Genomic DNA, 16,050 nt, shown 5'->3' with positions numbered 1-16,050 from the left:
GCGGCCCGATGCGGAAGAATCAACTCTCGTGATCCCCGAGGACTCCCGCTTCCAGAGCGACCCCGACCTGGTCATCCGCAACGAGATCGGCAGCCCGCCCGGACTGCCACCGGGTTGGGAGATCGGCACGCCCGACCCGTCCGACCGGTTCGAGGTGGCCCGGCTGACCCACCTGCTGCGCGCCCACGAGCGGCACGGCCGCGGCTGGGCCGCCTCCGGCGTCGACGACGTGCTGGTGGAGGTCTCCGAGCAGGGGCTGCGGATGCGGGAGAACGTCGTCGTCCGAGACCACAAGGGCGAGATCCGCGCCTGGGGCAGCGTCCACGACCGCTCCGTGGGCCGGATGCTGTTCGTGCACATCGTCGACCGCGACCTCGCGGGGGACGTCGCCCGCTGCTGCTCCGACGTGCTCGTCGACTGGGCGGTCGGCCAGGCCCGGGCCGTGGGCGCCGCTCGCGGGCTCGAGGTCCAGCAGATCGACACCGGGGCGTTCGCCGACGACGACCGCCAGCACCTCTGGCTGACCGAGGCCGGCTTCGAGAAGGTGCGCACCTGGTGGCAGATGAACCGTCCGGTCACCCCGGACGAGGCCGACCTGACCGGTCACCCCGAGCACTGGGAGAAGGACGGCGTCGTGTTCCGGCTGGTGCGCCGCTCCGGCTCCGGGATGCCCGACGAGGCGGACCTGCGCGCGGTCCACGACGTGCTCGAGGGCGCCTTCGTCGACCACTTCAACTCCAGCGAGGAGACCTTCGACGAGTTCCTGTTCCGGCTCCGCGAGGACCCGGGCCACACCTGGGACCACTGGTGGCTGGCCGAGCTCACCGACGGCGGGGAGACCCAGCCGGTCGGCGCCCTGGTCGGCACCGTGAGCGAGAGCAGCTCCGGCCCGGACGGCTCGTACGTCTCCTACCTCGGGGTGCTCGAGGCCGCCCGCGGCCGCGGCGTCGCCAAGGGGCTGCTGCGCACGATCATCGCCGACGCCGCCGGCCGCGGCCGGGACCGGGTCGGCCTCGAGGTCGACGCCGACTCCCCGACCGGCGCCTCCGGGCTCTACACGTCGATGGGCTGGCAGACCAAGTACGTCACCGAGTCCTGGCACCGGGACGTGACGGTCGACCCCGAGTCCTGACGCCGAGTCGGCGCTCGTTGACACCCGGACTGCGCCGAGTCGGCGCTGGTTGACGCCGGGAGTACGCCGAGTCGGCGCTGGTTGACGCCGGGAGTACGCCGAGTCGGCGCTTGTTGACGCCGACCTGCCGGTTAAGGCGTCAATGAGCGCCGACTCGCGGTCAGTCCGCGGCGGCCCGGCCGCCCGGGCCGCCCTCGCCGGCCCGGCCGTTGGTCTCGGCCAGGGACGCGCGCAACGCGGCGTGCACCCCGTTGGGGGTGAGCACCCCGACGAACCGGGCGCCGTCCTTGACGGCCACCATCGGCTTGTCCTCGCGCAGCATCACCGCCAGCGCCTGCTCGAGCGTGGCGTCCACGTCGATCGCCGCGCCCAGGTCGCCGGTGCGCACCCCGTCCAGCGGCTCGAGGTGGCGCGGGTCGATGGCCGTGACCGCCAGCCGTCGCAGGCCCCGGGTGGAGCCGACGAAGTCGCTCACGAACTCGTCGGCGGGCTGGCCGAGCAGGTCGGCCGGGGTGGCGTGCTGGGCGAGCCGGCCGCCGGTGGCGAAGACCGCGACCCGGTCACCCATCCGGACCGCCTCGTCGATGTCGTGGGTCACCAGCACCACGGTCTTGCCGAGGTCCTGCTGCAGGTGCAGGAACTCGTCCTGCAGCCGCACCCGGACCACCGGGTCGACCGCGCCGAACGGCTCGTCCATCAGCAGCACCGGCGGGTCGGCGGCCAGGGCCCGGGCCACGCCGACCCGCTGCTGCTCGCCGCCCGAGAGCTGGTGGGGGTAGCGGTCGGCGTACGTCGCCGGGTCCAGCCCGACCATCTCCATCAGCTCGCGCGCGCGGTCCCGGGCCACGGACCGTGACTCGCCGTAGAGCAGCGGCACGGTCATCACGTTGGTGAGCACCTTCTGGTGCGGGAACAGCCCGACCTGCTGGATCACGTACCCGATCCCGCGCCGCAGCTCGACGGGGTTCTGCCGGGTCACGTCCTGGCCGTCGATCTCGATGCGGCCGGTGGTCGGCTCGATCAGCCGGTTGATCATCTTCAGCGTCGTCGACTTGCCGCAGCCGGAGGGGCCGACCAGGCAGAGCAGCTCGCCCCGGCGTACCTCCAGGTCGAGCTCGTGCACGGCGACGGTGCCGTCGGCGTAGGTCTTCCCGACGCCCGAGAGCCGGATCATCGGCCGGTCGTCGGCGGAGCCGGTAACGTCCATGTCGTGACCCTACTGGTGCCGACCGCGGTCGCGGCCGACCCGAGCTGCTACAGCCGGCTGACCAACGAGTGGGTCTGCGGGCAGTACCTCCGCGACCGGCAGTCGGAGATCGTCGACGCCACGACCCAGCACCTCGAGATCACCGTGGCCGCCGTGCTGCTCGGCGTGGCGATCGCGTTCCCGATGGCGCTGGTGGCGCGTCGCCTCCCGCGCCTGTCGTCGTGGATCCTCGGCGTGAGCACCGGCATCTACACGATCCCGTCGCTCGCGCTGTTCCCGCTGCTGGTGCCGTTCACGGGCATCACCGCCACCACCGTGGTGATCGGGCTCGCGCTCTACGCCCTGACGGTGCTGGTGCGCAGCATGCTGGAGGGGCTGCGCTCGGTGCCCGACGACGTGCGGGAGTCCGCGATCGGCCTGGGGTACGGCCCCACCCGGCTGCTGGTCAAGGTCGAGCTCCCGCTGGCGCTGCCGGTGATCATGGCCGGGCTGCGGGTGGCGACGGTGTCCACGGTGGCGTTGACGACCGTCGGGTCCCTCGTGGCGTACGGCGGCCTCGGCAACCTGATCAAGGACGGGGTGCTGACCAACTTCCGCGCCGAGCTGCTGACCGCGTCGGTGCTGTGCGTGGCGCTCGCGGTGCTGCTCGACGTGGTGATCGTCGTCGCCCAGCGGCTGATGACGCCGTGGACCCGGGGGGTGCGCGCGTGAACGTCCTCGCCGACACCTGGACCTACCTCACCACCGCCGCGCACTGGCAGGGCGACGGCGGCATGCTCCAGCTGATGCTGCAGCAGCTGCTGCTGAGCATCACGGCTCTCGCGGCGGCGGCGGCCATCGGCCTCCCGGTGGCGATGTGGCTCGGACACCTCGGCCGTGGTGGGTTCCTGGCCATCAACATCTCCAACGTCGGCCGCGCCGTGCCGACCTTCGCCCTGCTGGCCCTGCTGGTCACCGCCGACCACCCGGGGGTGACGACGTTCGGACCCTACGGACGCGCCGGGGTGGCCACCTTGATCGCGCTGACGCTCTTCGCGCTGCCGCCGATCATCACCAACGCCTACGTCGCGGTCCGCGAGGTGCCCGCCGACGTCCGGCAGGCCGCCGACGGGATGGGCATGACCGGCGCCCAGAGGTTCCGGCGGGTGGAGCTTCCGCTGGCGCTGCCGCTGGTGGTCTCGGGGGTCCGTCTCGCGCTGGTGCAGGTCTGGGCGACGGCCACCATCGCGGCCCTCGTCGCCGGCCCCGGGCTGGGCCGGGTGATCACCGACGGCTTCTACCGCTCCAACTACCCCAAGGGCATCGCCGGAGCCGTCGTGGTGGCGCTCGTGGCGCTGGTCCTCGAGCTCCTGGCCGCCCTCGGTCAGCGGCTCGCCGACCCCCCGCCGCGGCGTACCCGATCCGCGCGCGGAGGCGCGATGTCAGGCTCCGGCCGTAGGGTGAACGAAGCAGCCGAACCACTCGGCAGCTGAGAGCGGCGTGCCGCTCACCTCCGGACACGCGCGGCGCGCGCCGCGGGACACAGAAGGTTGGTCACCATGCAGGTTCGACGCCCGTTCGCCGCGGTCCTCGCCGTCGGCACCCTCCTCCTCGCCAGCGCGTGCGCCGGCGACAACCTCTCCAACGGCAAGTCCGGCAGCAGCCCCTCCGACAGCGCGAGCTCGGGCAGCGCGGACAAGGGCGCCGTCCACATCGCCGGGCAGAACTTCCCCGAGGCCCAGCTGGTGGCCGCGATGTACGACGAGCTGCTCACCAAGGCCGGCTACGACACCGACGTGAAGCTGGTCGACAGTCGCGACGTCTACATGAAGACGTTCCCCGGCGCGGTCGACGTGGTGCCCGAGTACGTCGGCGGGATCCTGGACTACCTCAACACCACCCAGAACGGCGCGAAGGCGAAGCCGATCACCACCTCCGATGCCCAGGCGTCGATCGAGGCCGGCAAGTCGCTGCTCAGCGAGCAGGGCATCACCCTGCTCGACCCGTCGCAGGCCACCGACACCAACGCGTTCTTCGTCTCCAAGGACTACGCCAGCTCCGAGAACGTCTCCACGCTGTCGGACCTGAAGGGCAAGAGCGTGGTGCTGGCGGCGGCCCCCGACTGCGAGGGGCGCCAGGACTGCGAGGGCGGCCTGTCCGGTGCCTACGGCATCGACGTCACGAAGGTGCTGCCGCTCGGCTACGCGAGCGACCAGACCTACCAGTCGGTGCTCAAGGGCGAGTCGCAGCTCGGCGAGACGAGCACCACCGACGGGACGCTGGAGTCGCAGGGCCTGGTCCTGCTGGACGACGACAAGCACATCCAGCCCGCGCAGAACCTCGTGCCGGCGGTCAGCAGCGACTTCCTCGCCGCCCACCCCGACGTGGCCGGCACCCTCAACGGGCTGATGGCCGCACTGACCACCGAGAAGCTCACCCAGCTCAACGGTGAGGTCACCGTCGACCGCAAGACGCCCGCCGACGTGGCCGACGAGTTCCTGACCCAGGCCGGACTGGTCTGACACCACCCTCCCGGTGGGGGCGGGCCGCCCGTCGGTGGGGCGGAGGGGTCCGGTCGCGACCGGCGCGACGGATACCCTCCCCCCATGCCGGCCCGTCGTCCCACGCCCACCGGGCTCGCGCGCGCGGCGTTGCGCCGGCTGCCCGACCCGGTGCGCCGGCCGGTCGTGCGCGCGGCCACGCGGGCCGCTCGCCGGGCCGCGGCCGAGGACGCGGTGGCCCGGGTCAGCCTGGTCGTGCTGTGCGAGCGCGTCGACCTGCCCCGTCTCGCCGAGACCCTCGAGGCGGTCGCCGCCGAGTCCCCCCGCGAGATCCTGGTGGTGCCCGTCGGGCCGGACCCGGCCGCGGAGGTGGACCGGGTCGTGGCCGGGCTCGCCGACGCCCGGGTGCGCGTCCTGGCGCCCGCGCCCACCTGGCAGGACGCCGCCGCCGCGGGAGCGGACGCGGCCCGCGGCGAGTTCCTCCAGCTGCTCCGCGCCTGCGACCCACGCGTCCCCGGCGCCCTCGCGGCCCTCGCCGACTCCCTCGCGGCCAGCGGCTCCGACCTGGCCACCGGAGCGGTGTCCCAACGCGGTCGCCCCGCCCCCTGGCTGCAGCGGTCGACCCGGCTCGCCCACGCCCGGCCCGGCCGCGGCGTACCCCCCTCGGCGCGTCCCGAGCTCGCCGGCGACCTCGGCCTCGGCAACAAGCTCCTGCGGACGACGACCTGGCGGGCAGCCGGTCGTCGCCTGGGCCCACTGGACGGGTGGCTGCTCTCGCCGACGCTGGCCGCGCACCTGGCCGCCGCCGATCGTGTCGACGTGCTCGGCCGCCCCGTGCAGGAGCACCTCGGCGGACACGGCGTACGGGCCTACGGCGCCGCCCCGGACCACCTGCGCGACCTCGGCTGCTGGGACACGCGGGCGCAGGAGGTCGAGCGGCTGCTCGCCGGCAGCGGCCTCGAGCCGGGCTGGCGCCGGCACGTGCTGGACGTCGCGCTGCCCGGTTTCCTCCTCGACACCGAGCGGGCCACCTCGGAGGACTGGCAGCGGCTGCGCCAGGTGCTGGCCCGGCACGCGCCCGGAGCGACCGGAACGACCGGAACGACCGGCGTCGGGGAGGGGCCCGGCGTGGAGGCCCGCACCCTGGAGTGGTTGTGCGCCGAGGACCGGCGCGCGGACGTCGAGCGGCTCGCCGTCGCCCTCACCGACCTCGACGGCCAGGTGCCCACCCGCCTCACCCGGACCGGGGAGGTGCAGGCCGCCTGGCCCGAGCTGCCGCCGGACGTCCCCGCCGAGGTCCGTCGACTCACCGAGGTCGAGACGCCGCTGGTCGCCTCCGTCGTCCGGGTCGTGGGGCACGCCGAGTCGGCGCTCGTTGACACCCCCCGGCACGCCGAGTCGGCGCTCGTTGACGCCCCCGGGCGCCGGGTCGACCTCCACCTCCGGGTCGCCCAGGTCGACCTGCCCCCGACCGGCGTCGAGGTCACCGGCGCCCTCTCCGACGGGACCCCGGTGGCCGTGCAGGCCGGCCCGGACCCGGCGGCCGACCGCTGGGCCGCCAGCCCGTTCGCCCGGGCCCTGGCGGCCAGCGCCCGGGTGCCCGCCGACGCCGCGTCCCTCCGGCTGACGCTGGCCCTGGCCGCGGGCCTGAGCCGCACCGTCGAGGTCCGTCTCGCCGACCCCCGCCGGCGCCACCCCGACCCGGATCCCCGGGTGCTCGTCCGCGACGTGAGGCTCGAGGACGAGGACCTGGTCGTGGACCTCGAAGGCGAGGGCGCGCTGACCCTGGTCGACGAGGACGACCGCGAGCTCGGCACCGCCACCGCCGCACGCCCCCGGATCACCCTGCGCCACCCGCACTTCGGGCGCGACCGGCTGCTCCCCACCGGCCACTACCGGCTCGTCGTCGACGGCCGGCCGCCCCGGATGGCGGAGGCGCTCGTCGACCGGATCCCCGCCGAGCAGGTCGGCCGCCACCACCGCCTGCGCACCCTGCTCGGGCCGGCCGGCGGGCTGCTGCTCCACCTCGGGCCCCCGCTGGCCGACGACGAGCTCGGCCGCCACGCCCAGGCCCGGCTGGTGGCGGCGTACGCCGGGGACGAGCGGCCGGTCGACCCCGGCGTCTTCTACTTCGAGTCCTACGTCGGCCGGTCCGCCTCCGACAGCCCCCGCGACATCCACGACGAGCTGCGCCGCCGCCGGCCCGACGTGACGACCTACTGGGCCGTCGCCGACTCCTCCGTCCCGGCGCCCCCCGGCGCGAGGCCGGTGCTGCTGCGCAGCCGGGAGTGGTACGACGTGCTCGCGCGCGCCGGCTGCCTGGTGGTGAACACCGACGTGGAGGCGTGGTTCCGTCGCCGGCCCGGCCAGTTCCTGCTGCAGACCTTCCACGGCTATCCGTCCAAGGGCATGGGCCTGGGCCAGTGGCGGGCCGCCGGCCTGCCCGCGAGCCGGATCCGGGAGCTGCGCGCCCGCGGCGTGGACACGTGGAGCGCGATCCTCACGCCCACCCCGGAGATGACCCGGCACTACCGCGAGCAGTACGCCTACACCGGCCCGGCGTTCGAGCACGGCTACCCGCGCAACGACGCGCTGGTCGGCCCTGGGGCCGCCGACCGCCGACGCCGGACCCGCGAGCTGCTGGGCCTCGCCGAGCACCAGGTCGCCGTGCTCTACGCCCCCACCTGGCGCGAGAACCTCGCGACCCGGCCCCGGCGCGCCGAGCTCACCACCCACCTCGACGTGCACGCGGCCGCACGCGCCCTCGGCGACGACCACGTGCTGCTGCTGCGCGGGCACCGGTTCCACCAACGCCGCCAGGGGGCCCCGGGCGTCGTGGACGTCACCGACCACCCCGAGATCAACGACCTGATCCTCGCCTCCGACGTGGCGGTCCTCGACTACTCCTCGCTGCGCTTCGACTTCGCCCTCACCGGCCGGCCGATGGTCTTCCTCGTGCCCGACCTGGAGGAGTACGACGCGGGCAGCCGCAGCTTCCTCTTCCCGTTCGCCGAGTCGGCCCCGGGGCCGTTCGTCCGCGACACCGGCGAGGTGGTGGCGCGGGTCCGGGACCTGCCTGCCCTCCGCCAGCAGTACGCCCCCGCGATCGTCGCCTTCAACGCGACCTACAACCGCTGGCACGACGGCCACGCCGCCGAGCGCGTCGTCGACCAGCTGCTCGCGGCGCTGGCCGCACCGCCGTCGTCGCCGGGTCCCGGCGCTCGCTAGATTGTCGGCCATGCCCACCGCCGCAGACCCGACCGTGCCCACGGCCGACCCGCGGCCCGAGGCCGCCCGGTGAAGGCCGCGCGCGTCCGCGCCGCCCGGTCGCTCCCGCGCCGCGCCGCCCGCCGGCTCGCCCGGACCGGCGTCGGCCGGCGCCTGCGCCGGCCGATGGTCAGCCTGGTGGTGCCGTTCTACAACGTCGAGGAGTACCTCGCCGACTGCCTGGACTCGATCCTGCGCCAGTCGTTCACCGACTTCGAGGTGCTGCTGGTCGACGACGGGTCGCCCGACGGCTCGAGGGCGATCGCCGAGCGGTACGCCGCCCGCGACCACCGGGTGCGGATCATCACCCGCGAGAACGGCGGCCTCGGTGCCGCCCGCAACACAGGGGTCCGGGCCGCCCGCGGCCGGTTCCTGACCTTCGTCGACTCCGACGACCTGCTGCCGGCCAACGCGCTGGGCGTGCTGGTCGGCAGTGCCCGTCGTACCGGCTCCGACATCGTGGTGGGCTCCGTCGAGCGGTTCGACAGCCGCAGCACCTGGACGCCGGACTGGGTCGAGGACGTGCACCTGGAGCCGCGCGAACGGGTGCGGATCGAGGAGTTCCTCCCGCTGCTGCGCAACCTCTACACGTGGAACAAGCTCTTCCGCCGCGACTTCTGGGACCAGCAGGGGCTGTGGTTCCGCGAGGGCGTGGCCTACGAGGACCAGCCGATCGTCACCCAGCTGTTCGCCCGGGCGGGGGCGATCGACGTGCTGACCCAGATCGTCTACCGCTACCGCGCCCGTGACGACAAGAGCTCGATCAGCCAGCAGACCGCCAGCCTGAAGGACCTCCGCGACCGGATCGCCGCCTGGCGCGTCAGCCGCGACGCGTTCCGCGCCGAGCTCAGCCCCGTGGTGTACGACGGCTGGCTGCAGACCCTGCTCGCGGCCCACTTCCAGTGGTACCTCACCAGCCCCGGGACCGTCGAGGACGACTACTGGGACGAGCTCGTCGCCGTCGTCCGCGAGCTCACCGACGGGACGCCCTCGTGGGTCTGGGAGGCGGCCCCGCCGCCCGCCCGGGTGCTGGTCCGGCTGGCCCAGCTGGACCGGCGCGCCGACGCCCAGGAGTTCGTGCGCCGCGAGGGCACCAGGCTCGAGCAGTGGCCGGCGGTCGTCCGCGACGACGGGATCCTGCTGGAGCTGCCGCTGCTCGGCGACCCCGAGCTCGACGAGTCCCTGTTCGTGCTCGGCCCCGGCCAGATGCGGCTCTCCCACGCCGTCGAGAACCTGCACTGGATCGACCAGGCCGACGGCGGGCGGACCTGCTGGATCTCGGGCTGGGCCTACCTGCGCAAGGTGGACCTGGCGGTGCACGACCAGCAGGTCGTGGTCCAGCTGCGCAACCGGCGGACCGGCGAGGTCCGCTCCTTCGCCGCCACCGAGCGGCCCGCGGCGAGCTTCCCGATGCCGCGCGAGGACCTCTGGTGCGACTACGGCCCCGGCCGGTTCGGCGTGGAGATCCCGCTCGACGACCTCGACGCGGACGGCCAGGACGCGACCTGGGTCGTGTGGCTGCGGGTCTCCGCGGCCGGGCTGAGCGCCGAGCAGCCGGTCACCCGGCTGGTCCGCAGCGGCTCGGCCGGCGCGGTGCCGGCAGCCCCGCTGGGGCGCGGCGAGCGGCTGGTCGTCGACTGGCAGTACCTGCAGCCGCTGCGGCTGCGGGTCGACCGCGGCCACGTCTCGGCCGCCGACGTCGCGCTCGCGGGCCGGGAGCTGACCGGCGTGCTCGACCCGGCCGACGCGGACCGGGTGGCCCGGGTGACGGTCGAGGGTGGCGGCCGGGTGGCCGACGCGACGCTCGACGGCCGGGCCTTCCGGGTCGAGCTGCCGGCGATCGACCGCCCCGCCCCCGGCCGGTCGGTCACCTGGCACGTCGTCGCCAGGACCGTCGACGGCCGGCGCCGCGACCTGCTGCCGTCCGCAGCGAGCCGGGTGGTGCCCGGCGTCGGGTCGCTGGTGCTCGGCGCCCACCGCAACGGCGGCCTCGTCGTCCACGAGTGGTCGCTGGGTGCCCAGGCCGACGCGATCAGCGTCGACCGCGACGGGCGCCTCACGGTCCGCGGCCGGCTCCTCGGGCCGGGCACGGGCACCGTGCGGCTGGCCACCAACAACAAGCGCACGCGCACCTACGGCGCACCGGTCGTCGTCGAGGCGGGCCGGTTCGAGGCGGCCGTGCTGCTGGCCCACGAGCTCTACCGCTTCGGGACCCGGCCGCTGCCGGTGGGCGAGCACGACCTGTCCCTGTTGGTCGAGCACGACGGCGCCGAGGTGGAGGTGCCGCTGCTGGTGTCCCCGGCGCTGGGCGCGGACCTGCCGCTCGTGGTCGAGACCGACGACCTGGAGGGCCGGATCGTGCGCGGGCCGCAGACCGTCGTACGCGTGAGCCTGAACCGTCCGCTCGGCTCCGGGCGCGGGCGCTACCGGCAGAACGTGCTGCGCAACCAGGGGCCGACCCGCAGTGGGCTGACCCGCGGCGTGCTGATGCGCTCCTACTTCGGGGAGCAGGCCACCGACAACGGGGTCTCGATCCAGAAGGAGCTGGCCCGGCGGGGCAGCGACCTGCCGGTCTACTGGGCGGTGCAGGACCGGTCGGTGCCGGTGCCCGACGGCGGCATCCCGGTCGTGGTCAACAGCCCCGAGTGGTACGACCTGGTCTTCTCGGTGCAGTACTACATCGACAACATGTACCAGCCGGATTACCACCACAAGCCCGAGGGCCAGGTCCTCGTGCAGACCTTCCACGGCTACCCGTTCAAGCAGATGGGCCATCCGCACTGGCGCAACCTGCAGTTCTCCCAGGCACGCATCGACGCCTACGACGCCCGCGCCCGGGCGTGGGACTACCTGGTCTCGCCGGCGCGCTACGCGACGCCGCTGCTCGCCCGCGACTTCAACTACCCCGGCGAGGTCCTGGAGATCGGCTACCCGCGCAACGACGTGCTCAACTCCGCCGAGGCCGAGGAGATCCGCGCGCAGACCCGGGCGTCGCTGGGGATCGAGGACGGCCAGACGGCCGTGCTCTACGCGCCGACCTTCCGCGACTACCTCGCGCTCAACGACAGCCGGGCCGAGATGGCCGACTTCTTCGACTTCGAGCGCGCCACCCGGATGCTGGGCGAGGAGTACGTCCTGCTGGTCCGCGGCCATGCGTTCAACGCGCGGGCCCACGGCCGGGTCGGCAGCCGCCACGGCTGTGTCGAGGTGACCGACTACCCGGAGGTCTCCGATCTCTACCTCGCCGCCGACGCGGGCATCGTGGACTACTCCTCGCTGCGCTTCGACTTCGGGGTGACCGGCAAGCCGATGATCTTCCACGTCCCGGACCTGCAGCGCTACAAGGACACCCGGGGCTGGCTGTTCGACTTCGAGCCGACCGCCCCCGGCCCGCTGGTGGACACCACCGAGGAGGTGGTCGAGGCGCTGCTGGACCTCGACGGCGTCCGCAAGCAGTACGCCGAGGCGTACCGGCTCTTCCACGACGACTACCTCGACCTCGACGACGGCCACGCGGCCGAGCGCTTCGTCGACGCGGTCTTCGTGCCCCGGGGCGACGCGTGAGAGGCTGTCGCCCGCTGCCGACCGGCTCCGACTGGAGGATGATCTGACCGTGTCCATCCCTGAACGCGGCCTCGTCTTCGTCGTCGGTCCCGGCCGCAGCGGCACCAGCACGATGGCCGGGGCGCTCTCGTTCTCCGGCTACACCGTCCCGCAGGCGATCAAGGGCAACGAGACCAACCCGCTCGGCTTCTTCGAGCCGCGCTGGGTCGTGAACTTCCACCGCCAGCTGCTGCAGCGCACCGGTGTCCGCACGCTCGACACCGACCCCCAGGTCCTCGAGCGGCTGTCCGCGGTGCTGTCGGACGAGAAGAACCGCGACCAGGTCCGTGACTGGCTGGCCCCCCGACTCGAGCAGCACGGGCGCCTGGTGATCAAGGACCCGCGGATGGTCTGGTTCCGCGATCTGTGGGTGGCCGCCGCCCAGGACCTCGGCGTGGACCCGCGCTTCGTCGTCATGCTGCGCCACCCCGCGGAGGTCTCGGCGAGCCGCAGCAACTACTACGACGCCGACGAGATCCCCGCGGTGGCCGGCTGGATCAACGTGGCGCTGATGACCGAGCAGCTCACCGCCGGATCGCCGCGGCGGTTCGTGCACTACCCGAACCTCACCGCCGACTGGCGCACCGAGCTGGTCCGCCTGCGCGACGACCTCGGCCTCGCGCTGGACCCGGCCCCGGAGGAGCGCCCGCACCCGGTCGACGAGTTCATCGACCCGAAGCTGCGGCGGATGAAGCCGGGCTGGGAGGACTCCTCGGTGCCGGCCTACCTCCAGGAGCTCGGCGACCGCACGTTCGACGTGCTCGGCGACCTGGCCGAGCACGGGGACTCCGCGGACGCCGACGACATGGCCGACCGGCTGCAGGCGCTGCGGGGGGAGTACGCCCGCATCCACGGCGACGCGCTCGCGCTGGTCGCGCCGACCCTGAAGCGGGTCAGGGAGGACACCACGCGCAAGGTGCGCCGCCGGGTGCTGGCGCAGGCCGCGAAGCGGCAGGCCCGCCAGGCCCCGCCGCCCGCCGCGGCACCCCCCGCGGCGCAGGGCCTCGTGCACCGCGTCGTACGCCGGGCCCGGGCCGCGGCCGCCCGCCCGGCCAAGGAGTCCTGATGGGTCTGCTCGTCCTGATCACCGGGACCGGCCGCAGCGGCACCAGCACCATGTCCGGGACCCTGCACCACCTCGGCCTGCACGTGCCCGGGCCCTACCTGGGCGCCAACGAGTCCAACCCCAAGGGCTTCTTCGAGTCCAAGTGGGCCGTCGGCTTCCACAAGAAGATCACCGCCGCCGCGCGGATCAACGACTTCGACGGCCGGCCGCTGGCGTTCGAGCGCGCGCAGCAGGCGATCACCCCCGAGCTGCGCCGCGAGCTCGTCGACTTCCTGACCACCCAGGCCGCCGAGGGCGACCAGGTCGTCGTCAAGGACCCGCGCTCGGTGTGGGCCCAGGCGCTGTGGCGGGACGCGGCCGCCGAGGCCGGCCTGGACATCCGCTACATCTCGATGCTGCGGCACCCGGCCGAGGTCGTCGGGAGCCGGACGACCTACTACGCCAGCCCCGACGACGAGGAGAAGCGCCGCAACTACGAGATCTTCAACGTCGGTCGCTGGGTGAACAGCTCGGTCGTCAGCGAGCGTGAGACCCGCGGCCTGCCCCGGGCCTTCGTCCGCTACACCGACCTGCTCGAGGACTGGCGCCCGGTCGCGGTGCGCCTGCGCGACGAGCTCGGCCTGCGCTACGACGGGGCCGCGCTCGGCGAGGGCAGCCCGGTCGACGAGTTCATCGACCCCGGCCTGCGTCGCCACCAGGTGACGTGGGAGGAGCTGCGGGTGCCCGGGGAGCTGCAGGATCTCGCGGAGCAGATCTGGAAGGACCTCGAGCTGCTCGCGGCGGCCGGCGGCGAGGACGCGGCCGCGTCCGCGGACCTCGACGAGGCGGGGGCGCACTACGCCCGCCTCTTCCTCGAGGCCTCGGCGATCAGCCACGACGCCATGGAGGAGGCCCGGGCGGAGGCACGGCTGGCCGGCGCGAAGGCGGCGGCGCGGAAGCGGGGGAAGGGCCGGGGAGCGGGCAACGGGGGCCGTCCGGCCGGTCCCGTCCCGCCCGGTCGGCGGCCCGTCGACGAGGTCGCGGCCCGCGACCTGGCGCGGGAGCTCGTCCGACGCGCCCGGGCCCGAGTCACCCGCCGAGCCTGAATTTTCTCAGGCTACACTCAGGCGGAGCCAGCGACCCCCGGGTCGAGCCGTCCCCTGTCGAGGAGCGCCATGCGAGTGTCCGACTCCGCACGCGTCCTCTTCGTGCACGTCCAGAAGACCGGCGGGTCCACGATCGACCGGGTCTTCGACGAGGAGGTGCCCGACGCCCGTCGGGTCCCCGGTGTGAGCCGGCACGCGGCGTACCGCCGGCTGGTGGTGCTCGAGCCCGAGCTGGCCGACTACTGGTCGTTCGGCTTCGTGCGCAACCCGTGGGCGCGGATGGTCTCCTGGTTCGCGATGGTCTCGGGGATGTACGCCAAGCACGAGGCCGGCAACGTCCAGACGCTGCGCAAGTTCGAGCGCTTCCCGAAGACGTGGGGGCAGCTGGAGCCCTTCGCCCACGACTTCGACAAGTTCGTGCTCGAGGCGCCCCGGGCGATCGCCAAGGTCGGCCGGCTCCAGGTCGACGCGCTGACCACCCCCGCGGGTCGCCGGGTCGACTTCGTCGGCCGCACCGAGCGCTTCGTCCCCGACCTCAACGTCGTGCGCGAGCGGCTCGGGCTGCCCGCGGTCGAGGCCGCGCCCCGCAAGAACGTCAGCAGCCACGCGCACTACAGCACCTACTACAACGATCTCACCCGCCGCGCGGTCGCCGAGCACTACGCCGCGGACATCGAGGCGTTCGGCTACACCTTCGACGCCCAGCCCTGAGCGACCGGCCCTGAGCGACCGGCCCGCTTCAGGCCGGGCCGGCGTCCGGGCCGGCCAGCGGGTCGTCCTTGCGCACGTCGTAGATGTGGCCGGTGTCGCCGGAGAGCAGCACGTCGAGCGAGGTCTGGGCGACGGTGTCGGAGTCCAGCAGCGTGCCGGGGGGCTCCTGCCCGAAGGCGCGGGTGCGCATCGGGGTGGCCGTGCGCTCGGGGTTGATGCAGTTGACCCGGACCCGGTCCGTGGCCCACTCGTCGGCCAGCGCCTGGGTGAGGTTGACCGTCGCGGCCTTGGCCGAGGAGTAGAGGCTGTAGCCGCTGCGGCCCCGGGTGTAGGAGCTGGAGGTGAACAGCAGCATCGACCCCGAGGTCTTGCGCAGGTGCGGGAAGAACACCTGGGCGATGAAGACCGGCGCCAGGTAGTTGATCTCGGTCGCCGAGTAGATCGTCTCCTCGCTGGTGTCGAGCAGCGCCCCGCGCGGGAGCACGCCGGCGGTGTTCACGACGAAGTCGACGCGCCCGGTGCGGGCCACCACCTGCTCGGCGGCCGCGGCGATGTCGGTGCGGCGCTCGACGTGGGTGCCGGTGCTCGAGCGGCTGAAGGTGAACACGTCGGCGCCGAGCCGGGTCGCGAGCGCGGCGATGTCCGCGCCGATGCCGTAGCTGCCGCCGAAGACCACCACGCTCTTCCCGGCCAGGGCGGCCCGCCGCTCCTCCTCGGACCCGCGGACCGGCAGGTCGGTGCTGGTCAGCTGGAACAGCTTGTCGGCGAGGTAGACGTCGATGGGCTCGGTGACCTTCATGTTCCGCTCGTCCCCGCGGACCACCACGATGGGCTCCTCGGGCAGGTAGCGCAGCACCACCGTGCAGTCGTCGGTCGCCACGAAATGGGGGTCCCGGACCGCCTTGGCGTACGCCGCCCGGATCACCGAGGCGCGGAAGGCCTGGGGGGTCTGCCCGCGGCGCAGCGCCGCACGCGGCGGGATCTCGCGGATCGTGTCGTCCTCGCCGACCTCGATGATCGTGTCGGCCGAGGGGATCGCGACGTCGACGGCGGCGTACTGCTCGAGCGCGTCGAAGCACTCCTGGATGATCCGCGGCGTGACCAGCGGCCGCACCGCGTCGTGGAACAGCACGTGGCACTCGCCTTCGCCGAGGGAGTCCAGCGCCCGCAGGGTGGTGTCGTTGCGGGTCTCGCCGCCCTCGAGGATCTCGGTGACCTTGTCGTCGTAGCCCCCGTCCCGGACGATCGCGCGCACCGCGTCGAGGTGGCCCGGGGCCATCATGATCTTGATCTCGTCGACCGCCGGGTGGCTGTGCAGCGCGATCAGCGCGTGCTCGAGGATCGTCTTGCCCGCGACCTTGATCAGCTGCTTGGGGATGTCCAGCCCGATCCGGGCTCCCACCCCGCCCGCGAGCAGGACGGCGACGTTGCGGACGTGCGTGCGCTCCATGCCGGGCATCCTGTCAGAACCGGCTCGCCGGCCCCCAAAGCCGGGGCCG

The 16,050-nt window shown here is 73.8% G+C and carries 11 protein-coding genes; 9 read left to right on the top strand and 2 right to left on the bottom strand.

Going from position 1 to position 16,050, the window contains the following annotated elements; all coding sequences use genetic code 11:
- The first annotated feature begins 28 nt into the window (after positions 1–28).
- Entirely contained in the window at positions 29–1,132 is a 1,104-nt protein-coding gene (locus BJZ21_RS21865) for a GNAT family N-acetyltransferase (RefSeq protein ID WP_218851551.1), read from the top strand.
- Positions 1,133–1,292: 160 nt separating this feature from the next.
- Here the strand turns inward: BJZ21_RS21865 and BJZ21_RS18230 are convergent, their stop codons facing one another.
- Positions 1,293–2,339 carry an ABC transporter ATP-binding protein gene (locus tag BJZ21_RS18230; protein WP_425490527.1) on the bottom strand — a complete coding sequence of 349 codons (1,047 nt, stop codon included), beginning with the start codon at positions 2,337–2,339 and terminating at the stop codon, positions 1,293–1,295.
- Positions 2,340–2,342: 3 nt separating this feature from the next.
- On the opposite strand from BJZ21_RS18230, the gene BJZ21_RS18225 reads away from it, so the two are divergent.
- From BJZ21_RS18225 to BJZ21_RS18190, 8 genes are all read left to right on the top strand, one after another.
- The gene (locus tag BJZ21_RS18225) at positions 2,343–3,050 is read left to right on the top strand and encodes an ABC transporter permease (RefSeq protein WP_343052212.1); all 708 of its coding nucleotides are present in this window, start codon (positions 2,343–2,345) and stop codon (positions 3,048–3,050) included.
- Entirely contained in the window at positions 3,047–3,811 is a 765-nt protein-coding gene (locus BJZ21_RS18220) for an ABC transporter permease subunit (protein WP_179665060.1), read from the top strand. Before BJZ21_RS18225 ends, BJZ21_RS18220 begins: the two co-directional genes overlap by 4 nt.
- Positions 3,812–3,877: 66 nt before the next feature.
- On the top strand, positions 3,878–4,840 hold the full coding sequence (locus BJZ21_RS18215; RefSeq protein WP_179665059.1) for an ABC transporter substrate-binding protein: 963 nt from the start codon (positions 3,878–3,880) through the stop codon (positions 4,838–4,840).
- Positions 4,841–4,924: 84 nt separating this feature from the next.
- Complete coding sequence (locus BJZ21_RS18210; RefSeq protein ID WP_179665058.1) at positions 4,925–8,047, top strand: CDP-glycerol glycerophosphotransferase family protein; 3,123 nt, start codon at positions 4,925–4,927, stop codon at positions 8,045–8,047.
- Positions 8,048–8,116: 69 nt separating this feature from the next.
- Complete coding sequence (locus tag BJZ21_RS18205) at positions 8,117–11,650, top strand: CDP-glycerol glycerophosphotransferase family protein (protein WP_179665057.1); 3,534 nt, start codon at positions 8,117–8,119, stop codon at positions 11,648–11,650.
- 49 nt (positions 11,651–11,699) lie between these two features.
- The gene (locus BJZ21_RS18200) at positions 11,700–12,755 is read left to right on the top strand and encodes a sulfotransferase family protein (RefSeq protein ID WP_179665056.1); all 1,056 of its coding nucleotides are present in this window, start codon (positions 11,700–11,702) and stop codon (positions 12,753–12,755) included.
- A complete protein-coding gene (locus tag BJZ21_RS18195) occupies positions 12,755–13,840 on the top strand; it encodes a sulfotransferase family protein (RefSeq protein WP_179665055.1) in 1,086 nt (361 codons plus the stop codon). The genes BJZ21_RS18200 and BJZ21_RS18195 overlap by 1 nt, the downstream gene beginning before the upstream one ends.
- Positions 13,841–13,909: 69 nt before the next feature.
- The gene (locus BJZ21_RS18190) at positions 13,910–14,551 is read left to right on the top strand and encodes a sulfotransferase family 2 domain-containing protein (protein WP_179665054.1); all 642 of its coding nucleotides are present in this window, start codon (positions 13,910–13,912) and stop codon (positions 14,549–14,551) included.
- 28 nt (positions 14,552–14,579) lie between these two features.
- Here the strand turns inward: BJZ21_RS18190 and BJZ21_RS18185 are convergent, their stop codons facing one another.
- On the bottom strand, positions 14,580–16,001 hold the full coding sequence (locus BJZ21_RS18185) for a bifunctional cytidylyltransferase/SDR family oxidoreductase (RefSeq protein ID WP_218851550.1): 1,422 nt from the start codon (positions 15,999–16,001) through the stop codon (positions 14,580–14,582).
- Between the last annotated feature and the right edge of the window lie 49 nt (positions 16,002–16,050).

The organism is Nocardioides panaciterrulae (assembly GCF_013409645.1).
Taxonomy (GTDB): domain Bacteria; phylum Actinomycetota; class Actinomycetes; order Propionibacteriales; family Nocardioidaceae; genus Nocardioides; species Nocardioides panaciterrulae.
This window is presented reverse-complemented; position numbering and strand designations above follow the sequence as displayed.

Coding starts and splice junctions, on each gene's coding strand:
- BJZ21_RS18230 (WP_425490527.1), bottom strand. CDS start 2,339: ATGGACGTTACCGGCTCCGCCGACGACCGGCCGATGATCCGGCTCTCG.
- BJZ21_RS18215 (WP_179665059.1), top strand. CDS start 3,878: ATGCAGGTTCGACGCCCGTTCGCCGCGGTCCTCGCCGTCGGCACCCTC.
- BJZ21_RS18210 (WP_179665058.1), top strand. CDS start 4,925: ATGCCGGCCCGTCGTCCCACGCCCACCGGGCTCGCGCGCGCGGCGTTG.
- BJZ21_RS18195 (WP_179665055.1), top strand. CDS start 12,755: ATGGGTCTGCTCGTCCTGATCACCGGGACCGGCCGCAGCGGCACCAGC.
- BJZ21_RS18190 (WP_179665054.1), top strand. CDS start 13,910: ATGCGAGTGTCCGACTCCGCACGCGTCCTCTTCGTGCACGTCCAGAAG.
- BJZ21_RS18185 (WP_218851550.1), bottom strand. CDS start 16,001: ATGGAGCGCACGCACGTCCGCAACGTCGCCGTCCTGCTCGCGGGCGGG.